The following is a 23,103-nucleotide window of genomic DNA, read 5'->3' as shown; positions in this document are numbered from 1 at the left end:
GAGACATCCTCATTTGCGGTATGATGTTCGAAAAACCTGAATGGGTATATCGATGCAGTTTCTCAAGGTTGGGCTGGTTCTGGCCCTGTTTCTCGGGCTGTCGGCCTGCAGCAGCAAGTTCAAGACGTACAACGGCCCCGAAGTCACCCATGTGCTGGTCAGCAAGAGCGAGCGGCGCATGTACCTGTTGCACAACGGCGAGGTGCTGAAGACCTATCGCGTGGGTCTCGGCCCGGCGCCGGCGGGGCACAAGCAGTTCCTTGGCGATGGCAGGACGCCGGAAGGCGACTACTTCATCAACCGCCGCAATCCCGACAGCAAGTTCCACCTCAGCATCGGGATTTCCTACCCGAACGCGGAGGACATCGCACGGGCAGCGGCGGAGGGCAAAAGCCCCGGTGGCGACATCTTCATCCACGGGCGGCCGCGGAAATACCGTGACGGCCGGCGCGACTGGACCGCGGGATGCATTGCCGTGAAGGATCGCGAGATCGAGACGATCTACGCCATGGTGCGCGACGGCACGCCGATCCGGATCACGCCCTGAGGCGTGATCCTTTTGGATCACATTGCGGCGGTGCCCGGGATCGCCGAAAGGCCCGGTGCGCCGGTGATCATCGTCCACCAGATCTTGCCGCCCCCTTCCTGGTGCCAGGCAAAGCCGAGGTCGCGGGCGGACGGATCGAGAATGACCTTGCGGGTCGACGGCTCTTCCATCCAGGCGGCCAGGGTTTCGAGTTCGGTCTCGAAGGTCTCCGAAATGTTCTCTCCGACCACGCGACCCGGATATCCTGCGCGTCGCACGCGGTCGATCGGCGAAGATCCGTCAGAGCCGAAGTGCCAGGGCCGGTTTTGCACCGACATATCGCGCGAATGCGTGGCGGATGCGGCGTTCAGTTGAGCATTGAGGGCAAGCGGCTGCGCCCCCGCGGCCTGCCGAAGCGCGTTGACCGAGTCGAGCACGCGGAACTGGATCTGCCCCGTTGCGCCCGGCGGAATCCGGTAGACCTGCGGCAAGGGCTTTCCGTCTGGCCCCAGGGCGGTGCTGTAGGTGGCCTCCGCGCAGGCGGCGAGGAGCGCGGCGGAGGACAGGGCGACAAAGGTGCGGCGGTTCATGTTGGTTCCGGTTCGTGACATCATATGGTTAACCCCTCACTTAGCCTGCACGGCGTTGCCAATCAAACCCACATCGGCGTGAGCCCGCCAAAACACACGGCTTTGAATTGCGACTATGGCTTTGGAGCCATATGATTAACCATTGATTCATCGCACTGACAGGAGCCCGAGGCCATGCAAACCCCCATCCGGAAAGGGTTTAACCGCCGTCGTTTTCTCGCAACCGGGGCTGCGCTGATCGGGACACCCGCCCTCGCGCAGAACGTGAACGAGGGTACGACAGAGGTTGAACGCGACATTTCTTCCGTTGTCCGCCGCAACATTTCCAGTTTCCGCACGCTCGATTGGCAGCCCTACTTCTCCAATCTGCGCAACGGAGCGATTCTCGTGGATATCAGCAGCCGTGCGCTGCACTTCTGGGAGGAAACCGGCGGCTACCACTTGTACCCGTCGTCCGTGCCGCTGACCGAGGATCTGACGCGGCGGGGCCGGACCGAGGTGGTCCGCAAGGTCGAAGGACCGGAATGGCGCCCGACACCGTCGATGCGCAAGCGCAATCCGGAGTGGCCGGAGTACGTCGGACCGGGGCCGGACAACCCCCTCGGCACCCATGCGCTGTACCTCAGCTGGACCTACTACCGGATCCACGGAACGCATGACACGCGAAAGATCGGACGGCGTTCATCCAATGGCTGCATTGGCCTTTATAATGAACACATTAAGGAACTTTTCGGCATGACGAAAGTTGGGACGCAAGTGTTGCTAATTTGACGACACTTGGTCAGGCGGCAAAACGGGCCACGCAAGATGCAATTGCAAAAGCACGGAAATGCTGTTTAGACAATTATACGAGGTAAGTCTTGGGTGCCTGTCATACGTTCCTCAACATGGGTGTGACAGGCAAATATCTGGAGAAGAACATGAAGAAAATCGCTCTCGCCGCTGCTTTCGCTGCTGCTGCCACTTCCGCAATGGCCGGTTCCTACGCCAAGGACGACGTTGTGATGGAGCCCGTCGTTGTGGTTGAAGAAACCGCAGCAAGCTCGTCCTCCGCTGGCCTGCTGATCCCGCTGCTGCTGATCGCAGTCATCGCGGCAGCTGCGTCCGCGAACTGATCGTCAGTCTCGGAACGAACAGGAAAGGCGCTGCGGTTGCAGCGCCTTTTTCTTTTTGCAGGTCGGTTTTCCGGGTCAGGACAGCAGGCTGGCGGCGGGTTGAACCTTGCCGACCACAAGGCCGTCCCAGTTGAGAATGTCCGGGTTCAGGAAACGCCGGACGTCCGGGTGTCCGGCATCGACGACGCCCAGTTTGACCAGGATTGCGGCCATCGCGCATTCCGCAGCGCGCGTGGTGCCATCCGCGATTTTCAGCGCCACACCCAGACCCTGCTGGGGAAGGATCGCGACGAAGTATCCATCCGCGCCGGTCTTCACCGCAACCGGCTGGTTGGCTGCACGCATCAGCAGGGTGCAGGCACGCCCGCGCCCGGCGACCATCTCCGGCCAGGCATACATCGCCTGCACCAGCCGCGCGCCGGCCTTGCTCAGGCTGTCGTCGCGGGTATGTGCCGTGGCGTACCAGGCCATCGCGCGGGCCATCGCAGCCACGGTCGTAGCGTAGTTCGGCGCAGAGCAGCCATCGACCCCGTAGCCGGGGCTTTCAAGACCCGTGACCGTTTCGAACAGATCGAGGCAGCTTTTCTGCACCGGGTGCGCGGGATCGACGTAATCCGGTCCGGCGCCAAGGAACTTGCCCAGTGTCAGGAAGCCGGTGTGTTTGCCGGAGCAGTTGTTGTGCAGCCGGCACGGGACCTCGTGATCGCGAATCATCTGGAGTTTCAGATCGGTGTCCCGCGACGGCTGCGGTCCGCAAATGAGGTCCGGTTCCCCGAGGTCGAGCGTGGAGAGCCAGTCCGCAACGGCGGAAACATGCTCGGGCGCGCCCTCGTGCGAGGCGCAGGCGAGAGCGAGTTGCTTCTCCGTCAGCCCGAAACGATCCGCGGCACCGCTTGCGACCAGCGGCAGGGCCTGGATCATTTTCGACGAACTGCGCGGAAGCACCACCGCTTCCGCCTCGCCCCAGGCCTCGACCACGCCAAGGGTGTCGCTGATGACCGCGTGTCCTAGGTGGGCGTTCTCCAGGAAGGGTCCACGGAAGGTTTGGGCAAGCAGGGCTGGGGCTGTCATGGGTCTCCTCACGTCTGAGCGATATTCTGCCAAGAGGGCTTTTGTTGTTCAGCTATTTCAGGCTAATGTCCTGCCGTCGAGAGAAAAGGTTGCTCCCACTTGACGGGCGGTTACGAACCCGGGGTGTGGCCTGTCACGATTGAGGCAAAGACAGCTGGAGGCAGCCCTTATGATTTCAAGCTTTGTGCGCGTGATCGCCGCGACGGCCCTGACCCTGACGGCGACCTTCGCCACCGCGCAGGAAGAGAGCACGAACCGCGTTGACGCCATGACCGACTGGTCTGTCTTCGAGGGGCAGGACCCGCGCGAATGCTGGGCGGTGACCACCTTCAAGGAAAGCGTGAACACCAAGGACGGGCGGGTTGTTGCCGTGACGCGGGGCGAGATCCTGCTGATGGTCTTCTACCGTCCGACGGCAGGGGTGAACGGTCAGGTTGCCTTTACCGGGGGCTATCCCTTCGCGCCGGGCTCCACGGTGAACGTGAATGTCGGCGGCACCGAATTCGAGATGTACACGGAAGGCGAATGGGCCTGGCCGGCGACGTCGCAGGACGACAGCAAGCTGATCACCGCGATGAAGCGCGGCGCCGATGCGACGCTGACGGCGGTGTCGGCACGGGGCACGACGACGAAGGACACCTTCTCGCTGCTCGGCTTCACCGCCGCGGTCGAAGATGCCGAGAAGCGCTGCGCCAGCTGACGCGTTCGCGGCTGTTGATGATGTGAAGGGTCGGGGCAACTCGACCCTTTGTGTTTTTGGCCGAATCCTGTATGGGACAGGCTTCTTTTCTCGAAGGATGATGTTCATGGCCTCCGAAGCGCCGATCACCCAGGACGTTCTGACCATCCCGCGCAAGCTGCCGGAGGGGGGCAAGGTGAACCTTGTCGGCCTGACCCGCGACGCGCTGCGGGAGGCGCTGATCGAGATGGGCACGCCGGAAAAGCAGGCGAAGATGCGGGTCAATCAGGTCTGGCAGTGGGTGTACCACTGGGGTGTGCGCGACTTCATGGCGATGACCAACCTGGCAAAGGACTATCGGACCAAGCTCGACGCGCATTTCGTGATCGAGGTGCCGGAGGTGGTCTCGAAGCAGGTCAGCGCCGATGGCACGCGCAAGTATCTCGTGCGCATTGCCGGGGGGCATGAGGTCGAGGTCGTCTACATCCCCGAGACGGATCGCGGCACGCTGTGCATTTCCTCCCAGGTCGGCTGCACGCTGACCTGTTCCTTCTGCCACACCGGCACGCAGAAGCTGGTGCGCAACCTGACGGCTGGCGAGATCGTCGGGCAGGTGATGATGGCGCGGGACGATCTGGACGAATGGCCGGAGCCGGGTGTCGGCACCGGCGACGCGGGCCCGCGTCTTCTGTCGAACATCGTGCTGATGGGCATGGGCGAACCGCTCTACAACTTCGAGAACGTGCGGGACGCGATGAATATCGTGATGGACGGCGAGGGCATCGCGCTCAGCCGTCGCCGGATCACGCTCTCGACCTCCGGTGTCGTGCCGGAGATCGCCAAATGCGCCGAGGAGATCGGCTGTTTGCTGGCTGTCAGCTTCCATGCGACGACGGACGCGGTGCGCGACAAGCTCGTGCCGATCAACAAGCGTTGGAACATCAAGGAGTTGCTCGACACGCTGCGGGAATATCCACGCCTGTCGAACTCGGAGCGGATCACGTTCGAATATGTCATGCTCAAGGATGTGAACGACACGGATGCAGACGCGCGGCGGCTGGTGAAGCTGATCCAGGGCATTCCCGCCAAGATCAACCTGATTCCCTTCAACGAATGGCCGGGTTCGCCATATGAGCGCAGCGACTGGGAGCGGATCGAGAAATTCGCCGACATCATCTACAAGGCTGGTTACGCCTCTCCGATCCGCACGCCGCGGGGCGAGGACATCATGGCCGCCTGCGGCCAGCTCAAGAGCGCAACGGAGCGCGAGCGCAAATCCCGCAAGCAGATCGAGAGCGAGGCGGGGATGTGATCCCTTTCAGTCCCGTGAAACGGTTCGTAGCCCGGCGATCTTCGCCGGGCTTTTTGTTTGAACGGGCCGGATTGACATATCTGATAAAAACACTCAGGTTATATTGCATGGAGAACCCGGGGTAAGTCATGCGCTATTCGGACATAAGGCAATCGGGCAGCGGGCTGCGCGGTCCGGAAATGCGGCTCGTCACGATGCTACGGCTTTGGGCGGAAGGTCCGGAGGCGCAGGAAGCGGTCTGGCGAGACCTGTGCAAGCGTCTGGGCGCTCCGAGGGCGAGGGCCTGCCTGCAAGGCTTCGAAACGCTGCTCGGGCTACTCAAAAAGCATGGCTGGCACGCGCCTCTCGTGCTCGGATCCGATGCGTCGGGTTATTCAGAGGACGAATTGGCCATCGCCCGGTTTGTCATGGCGGCAACGGAGCAAAGACGGGAGGTCGCATTGACCGAGGCAAGTTTCCTCGTCTCTCCCGCCGGTATGCTGCCGCTAATGACCGCAGCCACGCGCGTCGGCCTGCCGCTGCTCTGCGAAGATTGCCGCGCCCGGGTCATGGGGCGCGGGACGGTGCATTGAGCGGTCGAAGTCTTGCAAAGACTTCGATCCGGAAACTTTCAAAGTTTCCGGGTCACTCCAGCCAACCCTTGAGATTCGTCTCGATCACGGAGCCAAGCGCCGCGATATGCGCATCCGCGTCGTTGAGGCAGGGGATATAGGTGAACTGCTCGCCCCCGGCATGGATGAAGCTCTCCTGGATCTCCTCGTTGATCTCCTCGAGCGTCTCGATGCAATCGGCGGCGAAGGCGGGGGCGATCACGGCGATCTTCTTCTTCCCCTGCTTCGCCAACTCCGCGACGTGCTCAACCGTGTAAGGCTTGAGCCACTCTTCGCGGCCAAAGACCGACTGAAAGGTCGTGCAGATCTGCGTGTTGTCCCAGCCGAGCCGCTCTTTCAACAGGCGCGTGTTCTTCTGGCACTGGCAGTGGTACGGGTCGCCCTCCAGGAGGTAGCGCTTCGGCATGCCGTGGTAGGAGCAGACCAGCATGTCCGGTTTCTCCTCCAGCGCGGCATAGGCGGTCTCGACCGACTGCGCGAGCGCGTCGATATAGAGCGGGTGGTCGAAGTAGGGCGGGATGGTGCGGACCGCGGGCTGCCACTTCTCTTCCATCAGCGCGCGGAAGAATTCGTCATTCGCGGTGGCGGAGGTGGCCCCGGCCTGTTGCGGATAGAGCGGCACGAAGAGGATTTTCTGACAACCGGCCTCGACCATCGCCCGGACCTTCGATTTCGTCGAGGGATTGCCGTAGCGCATGCAGAAATCGACCATGACCTGATCACCGTAGCGCTCCGCCATCGCGGCCTTCATCTTTGCGGTCTGGTCCTTGGTGATGGTCATAAGGGGGCTTTCGCCCGCCTCGTGGTTCCAGATCGACTTGTAGTTTGCCCCGGATGTGAAGGGGCGTTTCGTCAGGATGATGAGTTGCAGCAGCGGCTGCCACTTCCACGACGCGATGTCGATGACGCGCTTGTCCGAGAGGAACTCGTTCAGGTAGCGCCGCATCGGCCAGTAGGTATAGTCGTCGGGCGTGCCGAGGTTCGCAAGCAGGATGCCGACTTTTGCGGGCTTGATCGCTGGATGATCCGCAGGGGCTTGGGCCGGTTTCATGGCTTCGGTTGTCATGTCGCGCATCCTGTTCGTCCTCTCGTCCCCGGTGGTGCCGCGTAAGTATCGCCTTTTCAGGATGCGTCAATCCTTGAGCGGGGTTTCGCGGGTGCCGAGCATGGCAGCGAGACTATGCGTCGCGGAGCCGGGGCGGAGGGGTTGTGGCTGGCTGGCATCAGGGGCCCAGCCGGTCAGGGTGATGATCTCGAAGGTCGCCGGAATGCGGCCATCCTCGGTGCCGTGCATGTCGATGTAGAGTTCTGCGGCCCGCAGGAGAACGCTGCGGCGCGTGGGGTAACGCAGCCGTCCGTGCAGGGCGTTGGATTCACCCATGGCCCTGAGTTCCCGCATCAGGTGGAGCGGTGAGGCGTAGCTCGTATTCAGCGGCAGCGTGTCCGCCACCGGCAGGGCGAACCCGGCTCGTTGCATCAGGGCACCGAGGTCGCGAATCTCGCCCATGGGCAAGATACGAGGAGAGAGACCGCCTGTGATCTCCGCCTCCGCCGTGGCGAGGGCCGCCCGAAGTTCGTGCAGCGTCTCGCCGCCGAAGGTGAGGCAGAGCAGCAGGCCATCGGGACGCAGGGCGCGGCGGCACTGAATCAACTGGCCAACAGGATCGTTGGCCCAATGCAAGGTCAACGCGTGAATGACGAGGTCATGCGTTGCTTCGGAGAGATCCAGCGTCTCGTCATCGGAAATACACCGTGCTCCGGGTAACACGCCCTGCCAAATGTCGGGAAAAGGCGTGACGACGGCGGCACTCGTAAAGGTCCTTTTAACCATGGAGAGTCGATCCTGCGCTTCGTCCCGGGCGAGCGCGTGCAGGAACAGCGCGGCAGAATCGGTGACCCGCGAGCGGTGCAGGGCGAGCGTCTGCCGGTCGGTCAGGAGTGGCGGCTGAGTCATGGGGATGAAATATGAGTTGGGCCCAAAGGATGCAATCCATCGTTCAGATGGTCTATCCGCCCCGGTGCCTGTCCTGTGGCGGCATGGTCAGCGAGGATTTCGGTCTTTGTGCCACGTGCTGGAAGGATACGCCGTTCATTTCCGGCCTCGCCTGTGATCTCTGTGGCAAACGATTGTCCGGCCGGTCAGACCAGGACGAACTGTGCGACGATTGCCTGGAGGTAGCCCGGCCCTGGAGCAAGGGGCGGGCGGCGCTGTCTTACGAAGGGCGGGCGCGGCGGATGGTGCTGGCGTTGAAGCATGGAGACCGGCACGACATTGCCCGGCCCGCAGCCCGGTGGATGGCGCGTGTGACGCGGCCCATCGTGCGGGCGGATACGATGATCGCGCCCGTGCCTCTGCATTTTCGGCGGCACCTCGCGCGACGCTATAACCAGTCGGCTTTGCTGGCGGAAACGCTCGCCGGGCTGCTCGATCTCGACTACATGCCGGATCTTCTGCAAAGAGCGCGGCACACGCCGATGCTCAAGGGGCGGTCACGGGACGAACGCTATGAAATCCTGGCCGGAAGGCTTTCGGTCACGCCCGGATACGAGCCGTTGGTGCAGGGGCGTACCATCCTGATCGTGGACGACGTGATGACGTCCGGTGCGACTCTTGGGGCTGCTGCGGACGCCTGTCTTGCGTGCGGTGCAAGCGAGGTATTCGTGAGCGTACTGGCGCGGGCGGGCAAAGACGCCTAAGTAACGGGTGACACCATTCGGGACGCGCGCCATGCAAGATGTTGAAATCTACTCCTCCCCGCTCTGCGGCTTCTGCCACGCGGCCAAACGGCTGCTGACCCAGAAGGGAGTCACGTTTTCCGAAGTGGACGTGCTGAAGGAGCCGAATCGCCGGTCCGAGATGATGGACCGTGCCGGCGGACGTCACACCGTGCCTCAGATCTTCATTGGCGGGAGCCATGTCGGTGGCTGTGACGATCTCTATGCGCTGGAGCGGGCAGGGAAGCTGGACAGCCTGCTGGCGGGCTGATGCGGGTCGCCTTGCTGCAGATCTGCGCGTCCGACGATGTGCGTTCCAACCGGGATGTGGTGCTCGGCCTGCTTCGGGAGGCGGCGGCGCAGGGCGCGGACCTTGTGCTGACACCGGAAGTGACCAATATCGTGTCGATGGACCGTGCGTATCAGGCAGAGGTCCTGCGGCGGGAGAGCGAAGACGAAACGCTGCAGGCGCTGCAAGGCGCGGCGGCGGAGCTTGGGGTCTGGCTTCTGCTGGGATCGCTGGCCCTGAAGGCGGAGCCGCCGGAGACACGGTTCGTCAACCGCTCCCTGCTTGTCGGGGACACGGGCGCGATTGAGGCCCGGTATGACAAGATGCATATGTTCGATGTGCAGGTCTCCGAGACCGAAACCTATCGCGAATCGAGCGGTTATGCGCCGGGATCGCGGGCTGTTATTGCGAAAACCCCCTGGGCGAAGATCGGAATGACCGTGTGTTACGACGTCCGGTTCGCCTATCTCTATCGCGCCTTGGCACAGGCCGGGGCTGACATCCTGACGGTTCCCGCAGCCTTCTCCCCGGGAACGGGTCCGATGCACTGGCAGCCGCTGCTGCAGGCGCGGGCAATCGAAACCGGGTGTTACGTGCTGGCCCCGGCGCAGACCGGGACGCATGAGGCCCGCAAGGGACGCAAACGGCAGACGTATGGACACAGCCTGATCGTGTCACCCTGGGGTGAGGTGCTGCTGGACGCAGGGACGGAACCCGGCGTGTTCATCGCCGACCTCGACCTCGCCGCGGTGGCCGAAGCACGCCGCAAGGTGCCGTCCCTGACGCATGACCGCGCGTTCGAGGGACCACTATGAGCGACGGGAGCGGCCTCGCCATCTCGCTGTTCAGCGAGTTGCTGACGGCGGATCAGCTGCTCCGCGCACGGCTGAACAAGGTCCTGCCGAACCGGATGGAAATTTCTCATTTTTCCGTGCTGAACCACCTTGGACGCGGCGGCGAACGCACTCCTGCACAGATCGCCCGCGCCTTTCACGTCACGCGCGGGGCGATGACCAACACGCTGGGCAAGCTTGAACTCGCGGGTTACGTGCATATCCGGCCCGATTGGGACGATGCGCGGCGCAAGCTGGTGTCGATTTCTCCGGCCGGGAAGGCGGCACGCGACGCGGCGCTTGCGGCGATCACGCCGTTGATCACCGAAATGGTCAGTGAACTGGGAGACGAGAAGGTTCGCGCAGCGTTGCCTGTCCTGCGCGAACTCAGGGTCAAGCTGGAAGAGGACTGATCGGGCCGCGCAACGCACTGGGGCAAACGTCAGGCTCCGAAGATACCTTCGGCATGGTTGGTCATGTAGATGCGCAGCCACGGGGTGAAGCGCTCCGGCTGCTCCGTCACGCGCCGTTTCAGGTCATCGAGACCGATCCATGCTGTCGCCATCACCTCTGCAGGCGCGGGGTCCAGCCGCATCCCGGCATCGGCCTCCGCGACGAACAGGTCGACCACCTCGTGCTCGGTCAGGCCACCGCCGACGTCCGCGCGGTATTCGACCTGCTGACGGAACCGGGGCGTGACGCCGGTGATTCCCAGTTCTTCACGCAGCCGTCGGATGGCGCAGGTCAGCGCCGGTTCGTCCCAATGCGGATGGGTGCAGCAGGTGTTCGCCCAGAGGCCGGGGGTATGGTACTTCCCCAAGGCCCGTTGTTGCAGCAGGACATGGTCTTCGCGCAGGACAAAGACCGACACGGCCTTATGCCGAAGGCCGCGACGGTGGGCGTCGAGTTTATCCACCGGCACCAAGGTGCCGTTGATCCAGGCGGGAATCAGGGTTCTCATGTCGGACGAAGGGTTCGGAAACTCGGGCATCCCGCTCCTTTCCGCTATACTGGTGGAGAGGTCAAGCGCGGCATCTTGAGCCATTAAGCCTGTGGTGGGGCCATGTTACCGAATCTTCGTGCGAATTGAATGCTTGTAGTTTGCGCTATCTCAATGGCGCGGAACTCTGTCACGGGAGACATGACATGACACTGAAGATTGCAACCATCCTGACTCTGGCCGCGGTCGCCACCGGCGCTTTCGCGGAAGGCGACGCCGAGGCCGGCAAAAAGGTATTCGGAAAGTGCAAGTCCTGCCACATGGTGCAGGATGCGGACGGCACCGACATCGTGAAGGGTGGCCGCACCGGCCCGAACCTGTATGGCATCATCGGGCGGACCGCCGGCACCTATGAAGGATTCAACTACGGGGCGGACATCGTCGCCGCCGGGGCCGCGGGTCTGGTCTGGGACGAGGAGAGTTTCGAAGCCTACATCCAGGATCCGAAGGGTTTCCTCGCCGAGTATCTCGACAAGGGCAATGCGAAGAGCAACATGTCGTTCCGGCTGAAGTCCGGCATGGAAGATGTCTATGCCTATCTGGTTTCCGTGGGTCCTGCCGCCCAGTGAGCCGCGGCATCCGGAAACAACAAAGGCGCGCCGCCGGGCGCGCCTTTTTTTCCATGGATGTCAGACGATCAGTTGCTCAGGGCCACCGCGCGCGCGGTCAGGCCAAAGGCGGAACCGACCAGCGCAAAGACAGTCTGAATCGAGTTGACCGGGCTTTCGGTCGCGAGCACCGTATCATCCGGGTGGATCGGGAATTTCTTGGCCGCGAAAAGTCCGTCCGCGCTCGTCAGATCGAAGGTGAACACGACCTGCTGCATGGTCGGCCCAGGGCCGCTGTGGGCCAGGTGTTCGGGCTTGTACTCGCGCAGGACAAGCACACCCTTGGGGTCTGCGCGGAAATCGGCGAGGCCACCCATCAGGGACATGGCTTCCAGCGCGGTGACCTCGTCCTTCGGGAAGTAGATCAGGCTTTCCTGCCCGGACGCGCCAAGCGAGGTGAAGGAGCGCTCGTCCGGCTCCACGTAAACCGTGTCGCGGGGCTGCAGGAGCGCGTTCTTGGAGCCGTCCTCGAACAGCTTGTTGGCCGAGATTTCGTAAGTGCTCGTTCCCCGGATTAGTCGCACCTGCGGATTGCGCATGCCGCTCGGAATGCCGCCCGCATCGGAGATCACGTTGAGGATCTTGTAATTCCGCGACGGCATCGGGTAGGCGCCGGGTTTTGTCACGCCCCCGACGACATCGACAGAATGATCCCGTCCCTGGCGCAGGCTGAGCTGCACCTGGGCAGAGGGAACGATGGGTTCAAGGCGGCTCTGGATCTTGGCCCGCGCACCGGAGGTCGTCAGGCCCCGCACGCCGACCTTGTTGACGTAGGGCAGGTAGATCGAGCCGTTGCCGTCCACCTCGAGGTTCTGGATCTTGGTGTAGCGCTCGCCCGGGTTGGTGAGCAGCGAATTGTCCTGGCTGTCCCAGATTGTCACGTCGAGCAGGTCGCCGGTCCGGATGGTCGAGGAATTCGCACCCTCGGAGGTGTTCGGCCAATGGTAGCTGCCATAGCCGCTGTGCGCGGACCAGGCTAGGATGCCGGGGATGTTCTCGCGCGTGACGGCGACCACTTCGAACGTCGGGTTCTCGGCGTTCTTCGCGTGGAGGACTTCCGATTGCAGCGCGGCCCCGCGCGGAAGACTACAGGCGGCCAGGGCGACGAGCGCGGCGAAGACCGTCAGAAGTTTGAATTGTGCAGCCACTTTGCCCCCAGGGATCTGAGACCGAATGTATTGTATCAACCGATGAGACCGTTGATAAATAACCCCGTCCCAGATTGGAAGAAGAATGACAAGAAGCAGGGAGCGCGATCGGGTGGTCAAACGGGTGCTGTTGCTGGGTGCGAGCGGACGCGTCGCGCGTATGCTGCGTCGGGTTTGGGCGGATCGCCCTCTGGAAGGCCTTGAAATCATACCTGTTTTTCGGCCGGGGGGCGGTGGGGAGGAAGGTATTGCCTGGCAGGATGGCGCCGATGTCGCACAATTGCCACGGGTCGACGCTATTCTTGGCCTCTGGGGCGTGAAGTCTGGCGAGGCCGCCGCGTTGGCGCGAAACGCCGAACTTCATGTTGCAGCCATGGAACTTGCCGCAGCGCTGGGCGCAGCGCGGGTGCTGCACGCCTCCACGCAGGCTGTCTATGCGCCTATGTCAGAGCCCATTTCCGAGACGGGTGAGCTGCGCCCTGCCGGAGCCTATGGCCAGTCGAAACTGGCGGCGGAACGGGCTGTTGATGCCTGGTGTCTTGCGCATCCGGGAGGGCCCAAGGCCGTGCACATGCGGATCGGCAATGTGGCCGGGGCGGAGAGCCTGTTCGCCAACCTGCGGCCCGCCGGAGCGGTCACCCTGGACCGGTTTTCCGACGGCGCCGGCCCGGAGCGCAGCTACATTGCACCGCAGGATCTTGCCCGAGCGATCGAAGCGCTGCTGCGCTCCGACCGCGAGGGGCCAGTCAACGTGGCCGCGACGCGGACCACGCCGATGGAGGCCATCGCCCTTGCGGCAGGCGCGGAGGTACGCTGGATTCCGGCGCCGGAAACCGCGGTGCAGCGGATGGCGCTCGATACGACCTTGCTCGGCACACTTTGCCCCTTGCCGGACAGCGCGGCGGAGGCGCGGCACCTGGTGGATGGTGCGCGGGCCACAGGAGTCTGGCCATGACCCCGTTCCGCAGGCTGATCGACATCCTGAGCGCCTTCGTCCTCGGGACGGTGCTTTTGCCGGTGATCCTTTGGGTCACTGCTTTGCTGCTGATCAAGGAGGGGCGGCCTTTGCTCTACAAGGCGGAGCGGATGAAGACGCCGGACAAAGGGTTCCTGCTCTGGAAGTTCCGCACGATGCGGCCGGATTCCGGCGATCGGGGCGTGTCCGGTGGCGACAAGACTGGGCGGATCACGAAAACGGGCGCGATGCTGCGGCGCAAGCGGCTCGACGAACTGCCGCAACTCTGGAACCTGCTTCGCGGGGATGTCAGCCTGGTTGGTCCGCGTCCGCCGCTACGGCGCTATGTCGAAATGTATCCGGAGATTTATGCCGACGTGCTGAAAGCGCGTCCGGGGATCACCGGGTTGGCGTCGGTTGTCTATCACAAGCACGAAGAGGCGTTGCTGGCCCGGTGCCGGACGGCGGAGGAGACCGAAGCCGTCTACTGCCGCCGCTGTATCCCGGCGAAGGCGCGGATCGACAGGCTGTATGAGCCGAAGCGCAACACCTGCACCGATTTCCGGGTGATGTTTGCAACCGTCTTCAAGAATGTCGATCCGCACTGAGCGGGCGCAAGGGTGAGTATATTTTCAGACTAAAAATATACTCACCGCCGGGTTCACCGACGCATTGCCTGATTGCCGACGTAGCCCAGTTCGTGACCCAGCCATTGCCGTGCCGCAAGGATATTGCCGCGCGCATCAACAACGTATGTGTTGGAAAAGGACGCACCGTCGCCCTGGCAATTCGCGGTCATCGTGGTGCCCGAACTGTTGATTGCGCCCGCGACGATGGCGGTCGGCCCGCCGGCAGAGACCGTGCAGGAGACGTTCAGCGTGCTGATCACGTCCTCGGGTGTCAGGAAGCGCATCTGGTAGGAGGCGCTGCCCGCATGGCGCGACTGCACCACGCGATAGAGCGCGTCCTCCTCGCTGCTCATCAGGTCGCCGCCGAGGCCACGGGTGGCTGTGATCATGCCGTTTCGCAGCACGATCGACTGCCGCGTCGCGGTGCCGTAGGTGTAATACGGCCCGTTGCGCTCGATTCCGATCATCAGCGCCTGGCTTTCGCGCGACTCCAGATTGACGAATTCCACTGGAGCGTCCGTGGCCGCGAGGGTCTGGGCGGTCTGGTCGGCGGTGACCACGGTCTTCGGGTTCTTCGGCTCGGACGACAACAGTTTCTGCGAGCGGATATAGTCGATGGCCGGATGGGTCTCCGATCCACAGGCGCTCAGGGCGAGCAGGCCGGCGCAGGCAAGGCCAAGGCGGTTCAGGATTGGTGTCATCGCCAGAATCTCCCCCAGGAGCGGGCCACGTCCGGTTCGTGATACTCGCGGACCTTGGGATACAGCCGGTCGCGCACATCGAGCCGCGCCCCGCCGTCGCGAGTGAGCGACTGGACGGTCAGGCTGTCGGTGTGGCGGTTTGCGGAGCCGGTGAGCGTGGCCAGCGGCATGGTGAAGCGGATGCCCTTGTCGAAGGACCCTTCGCCGAAGTCCGCCGCCGACACGTTGGTCTTGGTGGCATAAGCCCCGATGCGCCAGCCGTTGGCGAATTCCTTGTCGATGGACAGGGTTGCGCCGTAGTCCCCGGCGAGGTAGCGGCCCACGTCCAGTTGCCCGTGGAAGCCGTTCCCGAAGCTGTAGTAGGCCGAAACGTGGCCGTTGACGTTCGGAATTTCGCGGCGGGCACCGCTGACCGGGTCGATGGTGGTGTTGCTCTGCAGTCCGAAGCCCATGTCGAAGTCGCGGCGCTGCACGTAGTTCAGTTCGGCGCCGAGGGCGAGACGGCTGTTGACCGGCTTCCAAAGGACTTCGCCAGAGACACCGGCGTACATGGTTTCCAGGTAGCCGAAGGTCAGGCGCGAGTAGAGGTTCTTGCCCGGGCGTCCGTACATGGCGACCTGCAGGAACTCGAGCGCATTGTCCGCTTCGACATACCGCGCGGCGTCGGTGCGCACGCGCGGCAGTTTGCTTTCGCTGATGCGCGGGTTGTCGCTGAGGTTGTCGAAGAGTTTGGTCCGGACCGAGCCGGAAATCTCGATGTTCGGGGAGACGTCCCACTTGGCATAACCGCGCAGACCGCCGTGGATGGCAACGGGGTTCTCCGGATCGAAGAGCTCGGCCATGGCATAGGGGCCGATGGACCACATGAACTTCGGGTAAATGCCGGGATCGACGTCCGGCAGTCGGCCATAGGCATCGGTGATCGCGGTGCGCGCGAGCATCGCATCCGCGCTCTCGTGTTCCAGCCGCTCGAGGTCGGACCGGCGAATGGTGACGGCGGACATGGCCATGCCGTTGACCACCGGGACGATGACGAATTCTTCGACGGAGGCGGGCAGGGCCCGGCTCATGGCGCGGGCGGTCCGTCCGATGGCCTGCGACGGGGCACCGTAGGTCGGGTTCACGAGACGCACCGTGGCGCGATGGGCGTCCAGTGTCACGCCCTCGATCTCGAGATCGTCCTTTTCCGCCAGTTTGCGGAGCGACGCCTTCGCACTCTCCGACACGCTGGCATTGCCGACCCAGCCCAGATCGCTTGCCGCACCGGCCGGGCGCACCTTGACCGGGTAGGACGCCGGCTCATTGCCACCGGGGATGCCGAAGGTCTTCGGATTGAGGACGATAGTGAACTGTGCGCCGACCTCGTTGCCGTTGACGTGGTAGAAGCTCAATTGCGATCCGCTGTCCCAGCGGTAGTCGACGCCGAAGTTCCAGGGGCTGTCCTTGGACATGTTCCCAAGGCGGGATTCCTCGACGTAGGCGTCGGAGGAATATTCGACCGCGAAGTTCCAGTGCCTGTTCGGCGCATAGCTGATGCCGCCAAAGCCCGAGACCGGACCGCGGAACCAGCGGTCATAGGTCGGCACACCGCCGTTCTGCAACACGCCGCCCGGACGCGTGCCGGTAGAGGTGAAACTGTTGTAGCTGCCCAGACGGCCCCAGCCGAGGCCCCCGGTGAGCTTCAGTCCCGGCGCGACGGTCTTGGTGGCAACGACGTATTCGCCGCCGAGCAGGCCGGTGCCGATGAAGTCCTGCAGGCCGATGACCACGGACGGCAGATAGTCGCTTTCCTTGACCAGCTGGAAGCGCAGGTCGAACGAGCGGTCATAGTAGACATCGTTCGCGTTGCTCTGGGGGTGATTGAAGTTGCCGATGCCGGTGTAGCGGAAGGTTCCCGACAGCCGCGGCGTGATCTGGAAACCGACCGTGGTCCGCGTGGTGTCGCCGATCTGGGCGACCGTCGCCGCGATCGTGCCATCCGGGTCCACTTCTGCCGTGGGCATGTCGATCAGTCCTGGAACACCGTAGCTGTTGTGGCTCGGCGTTGCGACGGTTTGCTCGGCCAGCGCACTCCAGGCGGACAGACCGACAACGGCACCGACTGCCGTTCCCGGCACCCAGATCAATCGCCGCGCTTTAGCCGACAGACGTTTCGCCATGCCGCGCCCCCTTCGAATGTCACCCGTTCTCCCCTGTTGCTAGACATTTTGCCGCGTGCTGTCCATTCCAGACCCTCCTGCCCGGGCTTGCTGTGGGAAAATCGGCACGGCTTTGCCACTGCGGGCCGCGGTTGGGTGCTTCTCCCGCATTAACGCGACATTTTTATTTGTTAAGCCGCTGGTAAAACCCGGACCCCTATACCCGTCGACGGTGGGAAATGAGGTGGTGAGATGAGCGGCGATAACAAGGTCGCGCCAATCATAATCAAGCGCAAGAAGGTTTCGGGTGGTGACGGACACCACGGCGGGGCGTGGAAGGTGGCCTATGCCGACTTCGTGACCGCCATGATGGCCTTCTTCCTGTTGATGTGGCTCCTGAACGCGACGACCGAGAAACAGCGCAAGGGTATTGCGGACTACTTCAGTCCGACCGTGGCGCTTGCGCGGGTGTCGGGCGGCGGTGACGGGCCTTTGGGCGGCGAGTCCGTTTTTGCGGAAAACGTGCTGCCGCGGATGGGGACGGGCTCCACGAGCCTGCGACCGACTGCGGACAAGAAGGAGAAAGGCAGTTTCTCCCAGGGTGAAGAAACCGAAAAGGACAGTCAGGACGAGATTTTCCAGCAGGCCGAGGACATGCTTATGGGCCGGGGCGGCGAAAGCATGGTGGCCGACGAGTTGCTCAAGCACATATTTACAGAGGTGACTGACGAGGGACTGGTCATCGAACTGTTCGGCTCGCGCAGCGCACCGTTGTTTGACGAAAGGGAGCAGCCGACTCAACTGTTGCGGGACCTGTCGCTGGTGCTGGTGCGGGCATCGGAACTGGTGACGAACCCGATTGCCATCGAGGGGCATACCGTATCCTATCCCGTTGTTCTTGCGAACAATCCGAAATGGGACGTGTCCGGTCAAAGGGCCGACAGCTTTCGCCAGCTCATGTTCGGCAACGGACTGCCGGAGCAAAGGGTGGATCGGGTGACGGCGCATGCCGACAGGGAGCCGAAGGTCAGCAACCGGATGGACCCGCGCAACAACCGCCTGGAAATCGTCTTCCTGAGACATTCGGCCGACATGGAGTGACGGACAGAATTCCGTACCAAGAATGGATCGTTTTTTAGCTGTTAGCCACACGGTAACCTAACCGCCTTATCTGTTGTCCGCGGATTTGAACCGCGACAGCAGAAAGGCGTGTCCATGACGATTTCTTCCTCCCTCAATGCCGGTGTGTCGGGCCTCACGGCCAACGCGACCCGGCTTGCCACGATCTCCGACAACATCGCGAACAGTTCCACCTACGGATACCGCCGAGCGGAAACGGAATTCAACGCAATGGTGATGTCGAACGGTGGGCGCTCCTACACCGCCGGCGGCGTGACATCGAGCAACATTCGCCTAATCGACCAGAAGGGCTCTCTTGTCACGACGGACAACGCGACGGACCTGGCCGTTCGCGGCCGTGGCATGCTGCCCGTCGTATCGGCGTCGCAGTTTGCCGCCACGAACGAGCCGGAACTTCTTCTGACTTCGACCGGGTCCTTCCGTCTTGATGAAAACGGCTATCTGGCCAACGAATCAGGGTACTACCTCATGGGCTGGCCCGCCAATCTGGACGGCTCGATTCCCTCCTATCCGAGGGATACGACGGACGGATTGGAGCCGGTGCAGTTCAGCCTGAGCCTGACCGCAGATCCGACCACTTCGGTGCAGATGTCGCTGAACCTTCCTGCCACGCAAACTGTCGAAGGGTCGAGCGGCGATCCCTACAACCTTTCAGTTGAATACTTCGACAACCTTGGCGTTTCGCAGTCCATGGCGCTGACCTTCACGCCGACGGTTCCGGCGGCTGGCGGCGGCCAGTCCAACGAATGGACCATGACGATCACTGATTCGGCGCAAGGCGGTGCACTGATAGGCGAGTATGTGATCGAGTTTGACGGAACCCGGGCAAACGGCGGTCAGATCCTCAACGTGACCACCGTGACCGGCGGCGCCTATGATTCCGTGACGGGTATCGCAATCGTCGATGTCCTCGGCGGCCCCATTGAGTTCGACATTGGCGCTGTGGGCGAGAAGAGCGGCCTGTCACAATTGTCCGACCGTTTTGCCCCGATCTCCATCGCCAAGGATGGCTCGCAAGTCGGCAATATGGTTTCCGTTGAGGTCGACGCGAACGGCTATGTCAGCGCGATGTACGACACAGGCGTGAGTCAGGTCCTGTACCAGGTGCCGCTGGCAGACCTGCCGAATCCGAACGGCATGATTCCGATGGACAACCAGACGTTCAAGCCTTCGCCTGAAAGTGGCGCCTACTTCCTGTGGAACGCCGGTGATGGCCCGACCGGCGACATCAAATCCTATGCCCGCGAGGAATCGACCACCGACGTGGCGCATGAACTGACTTCGATGATCCAGACCCAGCGCGCGTACTCTTCGAACGCAAAGGTCATCCAGACCGTCGACGAGATGCTTCAGGAAACCACCAATATCAAGCGCTGAGCGCTTGATATCCCGTTCTCAAGGAGACTGAATCATGTCGCTGTCCGGAGCTCTTCTAAACGCGTTCAGTGGTTTGAAGGCCACGTCGCGTGGCGCGGCCATCGTGTCGACCAATATCGCGAACGCTACCACCGAAAGCTACGGGCGGCGATCCTTGGCGCTGTCCCCTGCGTCGGTCGGAACCGTCGGCGGTGTTCATGTGGACGGCGTCGTGCGCCATACCGACACCGCCCTCGTTGCCGACCGGCGGGTATCGGACTCGAGCCTCGGCTGGGCCAATTCGATGATGGCCTTTGCAAAGGGTCTCGAGGACACTATCGGCGAGTCAGGTACTCCGGGCGCGCTGACGGACCTTGTCACGACCTTCGAGAACGCGCTCATCACCGGCGGGGCCAACCCGGCGTCGACCCAGCGTCTGGAGAGCATTGCGACGGCGGCGGACGATCTCGCCGACAAACTCAACGTTCTGTCCAACAAATTGCAGGAGGAGCGTGTCTCGGCCGATACCTCGATCGCGACGCAGGTCCGCACCCTGAACGAGACCATGGTGCGGATCGAGACGTTGAACAACGACATGGTCAAGGCGGGCTCGACCGGGGCGGACATCTCCTCGATGCTCGACGAACGGGCTCGCCTGCTCGATTCCGTCTCCGACATCGTGCCGCTGCGCGTGGTGGCGCGCGAAAACAACACTGTGGCAGTCTATACGCAGGGCGGTGCCGTGTTGCTCGATGGCAAGACCTTCGAAGTCGGCTTCACGCAGACCCGGTCCATTGCCCCCTACATGACCCAGGCCGCAGGGGATCTGAGCGGTCTGACCCTCGATGGCGTCGCAATCGGATCGCGCGATGGCGGCATGCTCGGGGGCGGTACGCTCGGAGCCGCATTCACGCTGCGCGACGACGTCACGGTCGAGCGGCAGGCGCAGCTTGACGGCATAGCTCGCGACCTGATTGACAGGCTTGGGCCCGGTGGACCCGACACCACGCTCGCGGTTGGCGACCCCGGCCTTTTCACCGACGCTGGACTGGCTTTCGATCCGCTCAACGAAACCGGCCTCGCCCAGCGCATTGCGCTCAATTCCCTTGTTGCGCCCGGCAGTGGCGGCAGCTGGCGACTGCGCGATGGCCTCGGCGCCGCGACGCAGGGGGAAGTCGGGGACGCGACTTTGCTCACAGCGATCACTGCAGCACTCGAGGAGCAAGTGGTGCCCGGGTCGGCTGCCCTGGACGCGCTCCCCAGCAGTTTCATGAACCAGGTTTCGGATTTTGCGTCCGATGTGGTCGGTGAACGGGTCCGCGCCGAAAACCGCCAGGTTTTCGCCACGTCGCAGAACACGGGGCTGAAGGAAGTCGAACTCTCCAAGGGTGTCGATACGGATTTCGAAATCCAGAACCTCATGGAGATCGAGCAGCTTTACACCGCGAATGCCAAGGTCATGCAGACCATCGACAAACTTCTTGAACGCCTGATGAACATCTGAGGAGAGAGACCATGGATTCAGTAGGAAACCTCGCCCGCTCCCTCGTGTTGCGCACCAATCAGGTCCGGCTTCGCGAGGAAATGGACAAGCTGGCAGTCGAAGTCTCGACTGGCCTGGTCAAGGACACGGGGCAACACCTCAACGGTGACCTCAGCAACCTGCTGGCCATCGACAGGTCGCTCAACAAGCTCAACGCGTTCGCCGTAAATGTCACGGAAGCAACCTACATCACGAGCACGATGCAAACCACGCTCGAAGAGATGCAAAGCCGGACGCAGACGCTCTCGCAGACACTCGTCGCAGCAGAACTCACGCCGTCTGGCGAGCTTCTGTCAACGATGTCCGACGATGCGAAAAGCGCTTTGGGCCAGGTGCTGGGGGCTCTGAATCGTTCGGTCGCGGGTCGTTCCCTGTTCGCGGGCACTGCCACGGATCGCCCGGCAGTTCTTGCACTCGACGACGTCATGACCGAGTTGACGACGGCTCTCGCCGGGCAAACCGATCTGGCCGGAATCGAGGCTGAGCTAGACATTTTCTTCGGGGCAGGCGGAACCTATGAGACGGTTGTTTATCAAGGGTCGAACACTGGATTGAGTCCCATCCGTCTTGGTGAGAACGAGACGGCCAGTGTCGATATACGCGCGACGGACGACACGTTCCGGGAATTGCTGATCCCCCTCGCAATGGCGGCGGTCGCCTCGAACGGTGGGCTGGGTCTCGACGAAAGCGTTCAGGTGGAACTTCTGTCCAAGTCTGGTCGCGACCTGCTGGCGGCTCAGAAGCCGATTGTCGAGTTGCGGGCTGGTCTTGGCGCCCTCGAAGCCCGTATCGAAGAGACCAAGACGCGCAACGCCGCTGAGCGAACGGCGACAAGCAAGGCAAAACTCGAACTTGTCGGTGCTGATCCATACGAGACCGCCTCACGCTACGAAGCGATCCGTGGGCAACTCGAAAGCCTGTACACGATTACGGCGCGGTCCCAGCGGCTGTCTTTGGCGGAGTTTCTCTGATGACATTCCGTAAAATTATCGTTCTATTCCTTACGATTTTTCTGAGCGCGACGGCGCTGCACGCGCAATCCGTGCGAATCAAGGATCTCGTGGAAGTGGATGGCGTCCGCGCCAACGATCTTGTCGGCTACGGGCTCGTGGTCGGATTGAACGGAACCGGAGACGGACTGAGGAATTCGCCCTTCACCGAAGAGATCATGTCGAACATTCTCGAGCGTCTCGGTGTCAATGTTTCCGGGGAGCAATTCCGACCGAAGAACGTCGCAGCTGTGATCGTCACGGCAAGGTTGCCAGCCTTTTCCCGGGTCGGAAACCAGATCGACGTCACGGTTTCGGCAATCGGCGACGCGTCGAGCCTGCTCGGCGGCACACTCATCATGACACCCCTGAACGCCGCGGACGGAGAAATCTATGCCGTCGCACAGGGTACGGTTATTGCGGGCGGCGTTTCGGTTCAGGGAGACGCGGCCTCGGTGGTTCAAGGTGTGCCGACCGCGGGTGTGATTCCGTCGGGCGCTCGCGTGGAGCGAGAGGTCGAGTTCGATTTCACCCAGCTCTCCAGCCTGCGCCTTGCGCTCCGCGAGCCGGATTTCACGACGGCGGCGCGTATCGAGGAAGTCATCAATCGGCAGGTCGGTCGCCGGGCAGCAACGATGCTTGACGCCGGAACCGTGTCGGTAAACCTGGAACAAACAGGCGCCGGCTCACCGGCCCGAGCGGTTGTTGCAATCGAAAACCTGGCGGTCGAACCGGAACGCAGGGCACGCGTTGTTGTCGATCAGCGGTCCGGAACGATTGTCATGGGGTCCGATGTTCGGATTTCGCGTGTCGCCGTGTCTCAGGGTAACTTGACATTGCGGATCGAAGAGGCGCCCCTCGTGGTGCAGCCAAATCCCTTTGCCGAAGGCCAGACCGTGGTGATTCCGCGCACGGCGGCGGGTATCCAGCAAGATCCGGGGATCAGCCTGGCGGAAGTGCCAGAGGGCACTTCCTTGTCCGAGGTGATCGCTGGGCTGAATGCCTTGGGCGTCAGCCCGCGGGACATGATCGACATCCTCAAGAGCATTAAGGCGGCCGGCGCATTGCACGCCGAGTTCGTTGTGATGTGACGCAAAAAACCGCCAGCCAGTGAGAGGTTCTTAACGGCTGGCTGTCATTCTCAACGAAAGTCTA

Annotated in this window: 26 protein-coding genes; 18 read left to right on the top strand and 8 right to left on the bottom strand. The window is 62.6% G+C overall.

The genetic code is table 11. The features are described 5' to 3' along the window. Positions 1–40 precede the first annotated feature (40 nt). On the top strand, positions 41–547 hold the full coding sequence (locus ACP159_RS01050; protein ID WP_425097754.1) for a L,D-transpeptidase family protein: 507 nt from the start codon (positions 41–43) through the stop codon (positions 545–547). 17 nt (positions 548–564) lie between these two features. Here ACP159_RS01050 and ACP159_RS01045 read toward each other — a convergent pair whose 3' ends face one another. Continuing rightward, positions 565–1,116, bottom strand: a complete 552-nt coding sequence (locus ACP159_RS01045) for a CAP domain-containing protein (protein ID WP_425098187.1) — start codon at positions 1,114–1,116, stop codon at positions 565–567. A 174-nt stretch (positions 1,117–1,290) separates the two neighbouring features. Here ACP159_RS01045 and ACP159_RS01040 point away from each other — a divergent pair, with 174 nt between their 5' ends. Both ACP159_RS01040 and ACP159_RS01035 read left to right on the top strand, forming a co-directional pair. After that, positions 1,291–1,887 (top strand): L,D-transpeptidase, encoded by a 597-nt coding sequence (locus tag ACP159_RS01040; protein ID WP_425097753.1) that lies wholly within the window; start codon positions 1,291–1,293, stop codon positions 1,885–1,887. A 149-nt stretch (positions 1,888–2,036) separates the two neighbouring features. Then, complete coding sequence (locus ACP159_RS01035; protein ID WP_425097752.1) at positions 2,037–2,231, top strand: ferrochelatase; 195 nt, start codon at positions 2,037–2,039, stop codon at positions 2,229–2,231. Positions 2,232–2,306: 75 nt separating this feature from the next. On the opposite strand, the gene ACP159_RS01030 is transcribed toward ACP159_RS01035, so the two are convergent. Then, entirely contained in the window at positions 2,307–3,302 is a 996-nt protein-coding gene (locus tag ACP159_RS01030) for an asparaginase (protein WP_425097751.1), read from the bottom strand. A gap of 169 nt (positions 3,303–3,471) precedes the next feature. Here ACP159_RS01030 and ACP159_RS01025 point away from each other — a divergent pair, with 169 nt between their 5' ends. The 3 genes from ACP159_RS01025 to ACP159_RS01015 all read left to right on the top strand — a co-directional run bounded on the left by ACP159_RS01025 (position 3,472) and on the right by ACP159_RS01015 (position 5,865). Continuing rightward, positions 3,472–4,002 carry an invasion associated locus B family protein gene (locus tag ACP159_RS01025; protein WP_425097750.1) on the top strand — a complete coding sequence of 177 codons (531 nt, stop codon included), beginning with the start codon at positions 3,472–3,474 and terminating at the stop codon, positions 4,000–4,002. 106 nt (positions 4,003–4,108) lie between these two features. Further along, complete coding sequence (gene rlmN, locus ACP159_RS01020) at positions 4,109–5,293, top strand: 23S rRNA (adenine(2503)-C(2))-methyltransferase RlmN (protein WP_425097749.1); 1,185 nt, start codon at positions 4,109–4,111, stop codon at positions 5,291–5,293. 128 nt (positions 5,294–5,421) lie between these two features. Further along, the gene (locus ACP159_RS01015; protein ID WP_425097748.1) at positions 5,422–5,865 is read left to right on the top strand and encodes a hypothetical protein; all 444 of its coding nucleotides are present in this window, start codon (positions 5,422–5,424) and stop codon (positions 5,863–5,865) included. A gap of 52 nt (positions 5,866–5,917) precedes the next feature. On the opposite strand, the gene hemH is transcribed toward ACP159_RS01015, so the two are convergent. Beyond that, the gene (gene hemH, locus ACP159_RS01010) at positions 5,918–6,970 is read right to left on the bottom strand and encodes a ferrochelatase (RefSeq protein ID WP_425097747.1); all 1,053 of its coding nucleotides are present in this window, start codon (positions 6,968–6,970) and stop codon (positions 5,918–5,920) included. A gap of 66 nt (positions 6,971–7,036) precedes the next feature. Further along, the gene (locus ACP159_RS01005; protein WP_425097746.1) at positions 7,037–7,858 is read right to left on the bottom strand and encodes a methyltransferase domain-containing protein; all 822 of its coding nucleotides are present in this window, start codon (positions 7,856–7,858) and stop codon (positions 7,037–7,039) included. 11 nt (positions 7,859–7,869) lie between these two features. Between ACP159_RS01005 and ACP159_RS01000 the strand changes: the two genes are divergently transcribed. The 4 genes from ACP159_RS01000 to ACP159_RS00985 are packed head-to-tail and all read left to right on the top strand — an operon-like array spanning position 7,870 to position 10,154. After that, positions 7,870–8,601: a ComF family protein gene (locus ACP159_RS01000; RefSeq protein ID WP_425097745.1), complete on the top strand. Its 732-nt coding sequence runs from the start codon at positions 7,870–7,872 to the stop codon at positions 8,599–8,601. Between the two features lie 31 nt (positions 8,602–8,632). Beyond that, the gene (grxC, locus tag ACP159_RS00995; RefSeq protein ID WP_425097744.1) at positions 8,633–8,890 is read left to right on the top strand and encodes a glutaredoxin 3; all 258 of its coding nucleotides are present in this window, start codon (positions 8,633–8,635) and stop codon (positions 8,888–8,890) included. After that, positions 8,890–9,723 (top strand): carbon-nitrogen hydrolase family protein, encoded by an 834-nt coding sequence (locus ACP159_RS00990; RefSeq protein ID WP_425097743.1) that lies wholly within the window; start codon positions 8,890–8,892, stop codon positions 9,721–9,723. Before grxC ends, ACP159_RS00990 begins: the two co-directional genes overlap by 1 nt. Then, positions 9,720–10,154: a MarR family winged helix-turn-helix transcriptional regulator gene (locus tag ACP159_RS00985; protein ID WP_425097742.1), complete on the top strand. Its 435-nt coding sequence runs from the start codon at positions 9,720–9,722 to the stop codon at positions 10,152–10,154. The genes ACP159_RS00990 and ACP159_RS00985 overlap by 4 nt, the downstream gene beginning before the upstream one ends. 29 nt (positions 10,155–10,183) lie before the next feature. Here the strand turns inward: ACP159_RS00985 and idi are convergent, their stop codons facing one another. Further along, positions 10,184–10,702, bottom strand: a complete 519-nt coding sequence (gene idi, locus ACP159_RS00980) for an isopentenyl-diphosphate delta-isomerase (protein ID WP_425097741.1) — start codon at positions 10,700–10,702, stop codon at positions 10,184–10,186. Positions 10,703–10,887: 185 nt separating this feature from the next. Here idi and ACP159_RS00975 point away from each other — a divergent pair, with 185 nt between their 5' ends. Continuing rightward, positions 10,888–11,310 (top strand): c-type cytochrome, encoded by a 423-nt coding sequence (locus tag ACP159_RS00975; RefSeq protein WP_425097740.1) that lies wholly within the window; start codon positions 10,888–10,890, stop codon positions 11,308–11,310. A gap of 68 nt (positions 11,311–11,378) precedes the next feature. Here the strand turns inward: ACP159_RS00975 and ACP159_RS00970 are convergent, their stop codons facing one another. Continuing rightward, positions 11,379–12,497 carry a polysaccharide biosynthesis/export family protein gene (locus ACP159_RS00970; RefSeq protein ID WP_425097739.1) on the bottom strand — a complete coding sequence of 373 codons (1,119 nt, stop codon included), beginning with the start codon at positions 12,495–12,497 and terminating at the stop codon, positions 11,379–11,381. A gap of 280 nt (positions 12,498–12,777) precedes the next feature. Between ACP159_RS00970 and ACP159_RS00965 the strand changes: the two genes are divergently transcribed. Both ACP159_RS00965 and ACP159_RS00960 read left to right on the top strand, forming a co-directional pair. After that, the gene (locus ACP159_RS00965) at positions 12,778–13,452 is read left to right on the top strand and encodes an NAD-dependent epimerase/dehydratase family protein (protein WP_425097738.1); all 675 of its coding nucleotides are present in this window, start codon (positions 12,778–12,780) and stop codon (positions 13,450–13,452) included. Further along, entirely contained in the window at positions 13,449–14,060 is a 612-nt protein-coding gene (locus ACP159_RS00960; protein WP_425097737.1) for a sugar transferase, read from the top strand. The genes ACP159_RS00965 and ACP159_RS00960 overlap by 4 nt, the downstream gene beginning before the upstream one ends. A gap of 53 nt (positions 14,061–14,113) precedes the next feature. Here ACP159_RS00960 and ACP159_RS00955 read toward each other — a convergent pair whose 3' ends face one another. Together ACP159_RS00955 and ACP159_RS00950 are read right to left on the bottom strand one after the other, a co-directional pair. Beyond that, positions 14,114–14,782 carry a YjbF family lipoprotein gene (locus ACP159_RS00955; RefSeq protein WP_425097736.1) on the bottom strand — a complete coding sequence of 223 codons (669 nt, stop codon included), beginning with the start codon at positions 14,780–14,782 and terminating at the stop codon, positions 14,114–14,116. Continuing rightward, complete coding sequence (locus ACP159_RS00950; RefSeq protein WP_425097735.1) at positions 14,779–16,941, bottom strand: YjbH domain-containing protein; 2,163 nt, start codon at positions 16,939–16,941, stop codon at positions 14,779–14,781. The genes ACP159_RS00955 and ACP159_RS00950 overlap by 4 nt, the downstream gene beginning before the upstream one ends. Positions 16,942–17,172: 231 nt before the next feature. On the opposite strand from ACP159_RS00950, the gene ACP159_RS00945 reads away from it, so the two are divergent. The 5 genes from ACP159_RS00945 (at position 17,173) to ACP159_RS00925 (ending at position 23,039) form a co-directional block, all read left to right on the top strand. Beyond that, the gene (locus ACP159_RS00945) at positions 17,173–18,021 is read left to right on the top strand and encodes a flagellar motor protein MotB (protein WP_425097734.1); all 849 of its coding nucleotides are present in this window, start codon (positions 17,173–17,175) and stop codon (positions 18,019–18,021) included. 114 nt (positions 18,022–18,135) lie between these two features. After that, positions 18,136–19,437 (top strand): flagellar hook protein FlgE, encoded by a 1,302-nt coding sequence (locus ACP159_RS00940; protein WP_425098186.1) that lies wholly within the window; start codon positions 18,136–18,138, stop codon positions 19,435–19,437. 34 nt (positions 19,438–19,471) lie between these two features. Continuing rightward, positions 19,472–20,920, top strand: a complete 1,449-nt coding sequence (gene flgK / locus ACP159_RS00935) for a flagellar hook-associated protein FlgK (RefSeq protein WP_425097733.1) — start codon at positions 19,472–19,474, stop codon at positions 20,918–20,920. Positions 20,921–20,931: 11 nt separating this feature from the next. Next, a complete protein-coding gene (locus ACP159_RS00930) occupies positions 20,932–21,930 on the top strand; it encodes a flagellin (protein WP_425097732.1) in 999 nt (332 codons plus the stop codon). Next, the gene (locus ACP159_RS00925; protein WP_425097731.1) at positions 21,930–23,039 is read left to right on the top strand and encodes a flagellar basal body P-ring protein FlgI; all 1,110 of its coding nucleotides are present in this window, start codon (positions 21,930–21,932) and stop codon (positions 23,037–23,039) included. Before ACP159_RS00930 ends, ACP159_RS00925 begins: the two co-directional genes overlap by 1 nt. The last annotated feature ends 64 nt before the right edge of the window (positions 23,040–23,103 follow it).

Origin of the sequence: Tropicibacter sp. S64 (genome assembly GCF_049803835.1) — a bacterium.
Taxonomy (GTDB): domain Bacteria; phylum Pseudomonadota; class Alphaproteobacteria; order Rhodobacterales; family Rhodobacteraceae; genus Pacificoceanicola.
The sequence above is the reverse complement of the archived record's forward strand: the minus strand, read 5'-3'. Positions and strand labels throughout refer to the sequence as shown.